This window comes from Desulfurispora sp. (assembly GCF_052744395.1).
In genome coordinates, this window is record NZ_JBRAJI010000078.1 from 1 (window position 1) to 4790 (window position 4790).

General features: G+C 58.7%; 3 protein-coding genes. 2 read left to right on the forward strand and 1 reads right to left on the reverse strand.

The features are described 5' to 3' along the window. Positions 1 to 167 precede the first annotated feature (167 nt). Together gyrB and gyrA are read left to right on the forward strand one after the other, a co-directional pair. Positions 168 to 2072, forward strand: a complete 1905-nt coding sequence (gene gyrB, locus ACUVTU_RS13085; protein ID WP_445890397.1) for a DNA topoisomerase (ATP-hydrolyzing) subunit B — start codon at positions 168 to 170, stop codon at positions 2070 to 2072. A 54-nt stretch (positions 2073 to 2126) separates the two neighbouring features. Continuing rightward, complete coding sequence (gene gyrA / locus ACUVTU_RS13090) at positions 2127 to 4556, forward strand: DNA gyrase subunit A (RefSeq protein WP_445890398.1); 2430 nt, start codon at positions 2127 to 2129, stop codon at positions 4554 to 4556. Positions 4557 to 4602: 46 nt separating this feature from the next. Here gyrA and ACUVTU_RS13095 read toward each other — a convergent pair. Further along, positions 4603 to 4790, reverse strand: a 188-nt coding sequence (locus ACUVTU_RS13095) for a hypothetical protein (RefSeq protein ID WP_445890399.1), incomplete at its 5' end; no start/stop codon positions are given.

The window sequence follows — 4790 nt, forward strand, 5'->3', positions numbered from 1 at the left end:
AATCCAATCCGGAAAGGAGCGAAAGCCTGGTCATGGGGAGGCCGCTTAATAATGATTGACACGATGTGTTAAGAATTGTTAGGTTTTATGAACCAGGACATGGACCAACCCAAACCAAGATAGTCCCTGTAGAGCGGAAAAAGCTAACGTATCGGAGGTTTGCCACCTTGCTGGAAGACAGCAGCACCAGATACAGTGCGGATGAAATACAGGTACTGGAAGGGCTGGAGGCGGTGCGCCGCCGCCCCGGCATGTATATCGGCAGCACCGGCCCCCGCGGTCTGCACCACCTGGTCTACGAGGTGGTGGACAACAGCATTGACGAGGCTATGGCCGGTTTTTGCGACAATATTGAAGTGACCATTCACGCCGATAACAGCGTTACGGTGAATGACAACGGGCGGGGTATTCCCGTGGACATCCACCCCAAGACCGGCCTTTCGGCGGTGGAAACCGTGCTGACCATGCTGCACGCCGGGGGCAAGTTCGGCGGCGGCGGGTACAAGGTTTCCGGCGGCCTGCACGGCGTGGGCGTGTCGGTGGTCAACGCCCTCTCCCAGTGGCTGGTGGTGGAAGTGCGCCGCGAGGGCCAGGTCTACCGGCAGCAGTATGAGCGGGGCAAGCCGGTGTCGCCGCTGACGGTAACGGGTAAAAGCAAGAGCACGGGCACCCGGGTGACCTTTCAGCCCGATCCCCTGATTTTTGAAGAAACCAGTTTTAATTTTGACACTTTGCTGCAGCGCCTGCGCGAACTGGCTTTTTTAAACAAGGGCGTCAAGATTTCTTTAAGCGACGAGCGCACCGGCCAGGCCGTCACCTTCCAGCACAGCGGCGGGATTAAAGATTTTATCAAGCATGTCAACAAAAACAAGGATGTGCTGCACAACACGCCCGTTTACATAGCCGGCGAAAGAGAAGGCGTGCAGGTGGAAGTGGCCCTGCAGTACACCCTGGGCTATGTAGAAAACATCTTTTCTTATGTGAACAACATCCACACCATTGATGGCGGCACCCACGAAGCCGGCTTTAAGACCTCGCTCACCCGGGTGATCAATGACTACGGCCGCCGCACCGGTCTTTTAAAAAACGGTACCGTGCTGGGCGGGGAGGACATCCGCGAGGGTATTACTGCCGTACTCAGCGTCAAAGTGCCCGAGCCCCAGTTTGAAGGCCAGACCAAGACCAAGCTGGGCAACAGCGAAGTGCGCGGCATTGTTGATACCATTGTTTCCGACGGGCTGGACAGCTTTCTGGAAGAAAATCCGGGGGTGGCCCGTAAAATACTGGAAAAAGCCCTCACCGCCGCCCGGGCCCGCGAAGCGGCCCGCAAGGCCCGCGAGCTCACCCGGCGCAAAAGCGCCCTGGAAAACACTACCCTGCCGGGCAAACTGGCCGACTGTTCCGAGCGCGATCCAGCGCTGTGCGAGCTCTACCTGGTGGAGGGCGACTCGGCCGGCGGTTCGGCCAAGGGCGGGCGGGACCGGCGCTTTCAGGCCATCCTGCCCCTGCGGGGCAAAATTCTCAACGTAGAAAAATCCCGCCTGGACAAAATTCTGGCCAATGAAGAAATCCGGGCGCTGATTACCGCCCTGGGCACCGGGATTGGTGACGACTTCGACATCACCAAAGCCCGCTATCATAAAATCATCATTATGACCGATGCCGACGTGGACGGGGCCCACATCCGCACTCTGCTGCTCACCTTTTTCTACCGCTACATGCGGCCCCTGATTGAAAACGGCTATGTCTTCATCGCCCAGCCGCCCCTGTACAAGGTGAAAAAAGGCAAGAGCGAGACCTATGTGTACAACGACCAGGAGCTGGAGCGCTACCTACAGCGCATCGGCCGGGAGGGCGTCACCATCCAGCGGTACAAAGGTCTGGGTGAAATGAACGCCGAGCAGCTCTGGGAGACCACCATGGATCCCGATGTGCGCACCATTTTGCAGGTGACCCTGGAGGACGCCATCGAGGCCGACGCCATTTTCTCCATGCTCATGGGCGACAAAGTGGAACCCCGCCGGCTGTTCATCCAGGAAAACGCCCACGCCGTGCGCAATCTGGATGTGTAACCCGGTGCCGCCGGCCTTAAAAGGCGCGCTATCCCGCATTTGAGGTGATCGATATTGCCTTCTCTCTTTGGCAAAGTCATTCCCATTGACATCAAAGACGAAATGAAAAATTCCTACCTGGATTACGCCATGAGCGTCATTGTGGGCCGGGCCCTGCCCGACGTGCGCGACGGCCTCAAGCCCGTGCACCGGCGCATCCTCTACGCCATGCACCAGCTGGGCCTCACCCCGGACAAACCCCACCGCAAGTGTTCGCACATTGTGGGCGGCGTGCTGGCCAAATTCCACCCCCACGGCGACGTGGCGGTCTACGAAGCCCTGGTGCGCATGGCCCAGGATTTTGCCAGCCGCTATCCGCTGGTGGACGGCCATGGCAACTTCGGCTCGGTGGACGGCGATGCTCCGGCGGCCATGCGTTACACTGAGGCCAGAATGGCCAAAATTACCGGGGCCATGCTGGCCGATATCGAAAAAGAAACCGTGGACTTCATCCCCAACTACGATAATAGCGACCAGGAGCCCACCGTCCTGCCCTCCCGCATTCCCAACCTGCTGGTCAACGGCTCGGCGGGCATTGCCGTGGGCATGGCCACCAACATACCGCCCCACAACCTGGGCGAAGTGATCGACGGCGTGATTTATTTGATCGATCATCCGGACTGCCAGATCGATGATTTGCTCAAGCTGATCAAAGGGCCGGACTTTCCCACCGGTGCCCAGATCATGGGCCGCTCGGGTATTCGCCAGGCCTATGCTACCGGCCGGGGTTCCATCAAAGTGCGGGCCCGCACCACCATTGAAAAGATCCACGGGGGCAAGAGCGCCATCATCGTCACCGAGCTGCCCTACATGGTCAACAAAGCCCGGCTGGTGGAGAAGATTGCCGAACTGGTCAAGGAAAAGAAAATTGACGGCATCACCGACCTGAGGGACGAATCTGACCGGCGGGGCATGCGCGTGGTCATCGAGCTGCGGCGGGATACCAATCCCCAGGTGGTCTTAAACCACCTCTACAAGCACACCCAGCTGCAGGACAGCTTCGGCGTAATCATGCTGGCCCTGGTGAAAGGTCAGCCCATGGTGCTCAACTTAAAGGAAATGCTGCAGCACTACCTGGAGCACCAGAAAGACGTGGTCACTCGGCGCACCCGCTACGACCTGCGCAAAGCCGAAGAACGGGCCCATATCATTGAAGGTTTGCTCACCGCTTTGGATCACATTGACGAAGTGATCAGCATTATCCGTTCCTCCCGCACCGTGGAAGCAGCCCGCAAATCGCTGATTGCCCGTTTCGCTTTAAGCGAGCGGCAGGCCGAGGCCATTGTGGAAATGCGTCTGCGTAGCCTGACCGGCCTGGAAAGGGAAAAGCTGGTGGGCGAGTACGAGGAATTGCAGAAAAAAATCGCCTATTACCGTTCCATCCTGGGGGACATCAACCTGCTCTTGAAAATCATCAAGGATGAGCTGCGCGAACTCAAGGCCAAATTTGCCGACCCGCGCCGCACCGTGATTTCCCAGGAAGAAGACACCGACATCGCGGCCGAAGATCTGATCCAGGAAGAAGACATGGTCATCACCATCACCAACCAGGGCTACATCAAGCGCATCGCCCTGGACACCTACCGCAGCCAGCGCCGGGGCGGCCGGGGCATTACCGCCATGGGCACCAAGGAAGAAGACTATGTGCGGCACCTGTTCATCACCAGCACCCATCACTTCCTGCTCATTTTCACCAACCGGGGCAAGGTGTACCGCCTGAAAGTGCACGAGGTACCCGAAGCCGGCCGTGCGGCCAAAGGCACACACCTGGTCAACCTGCTCTATATCGAACCCGAGGAAAGGGTGACCGCGGCCTTTGCCATCAAGGAGTTTAACGCCGACAGCTACCTGGTGATGGTCACCGAGAGCGGCGTGATCAAAAAGACCGAACTCAGCCAGTTCGATACCTCACGCCGGGACGGTATCATCGCCATCAACCTGGACCAGGGCGACAGCCTGGTAGAGGTCAAGCAGACTGACGGGCGGCAGGAGCTCATGCTGGCCACCCGCCTGGGCTACGCCTTACGCTTTGCCGAAAGCGAAGTGGCGCCCCATGGCCGCACCGCCCGGGGAGTAAGGGGCATCAGGCTGCGCCCGGGCGACCGGGTAGTGGCCATGGACGTGGTGCGGCCCGACGCCGATGTGCTGGTGGTGACCGAAAACGGCTACGGCAAGCGTACCCCCCTGGAGGACTTCCGTACTCAGAGCCGGGGCGGCATGGGCATCATCCTGGTCAAAACCACGGCCCGCAACGGCGAGGTGGTGTCCCTGCTCATGGTCAAGGAAGATGAAGAAATTATGCTGATCACCCGGGAGGGCATTGTCATGCGCACCCCGGCCGGGGAAATTTCCCGCGTGGGCCGGGCCGCCCAGGGCGTGACCATCATGAAGCTGAGCGAGGGCGACAGCCTGGTTTCCATGGCCCGCGTAGCCGCCGAGGAGTAATGAGCGGATTCTGACAGCCGATAACATGGTTGTCAGAATCTGTTTTTTAAAAAAGTACTTGACGATGTATACCGGAAATGATATTATAATCATTGCCGCCGGCAAGCGGCGGAAAAATAAAAGACGCGATCCTTGAAAACTGAACAGCGCAGGGTAAGAAAAGGTCGTCAGTCATCGGGCGTCGGACGTCAGAAAAACGGACGGCGAAAGGTGACTTGCGGCAGCACAAAACAG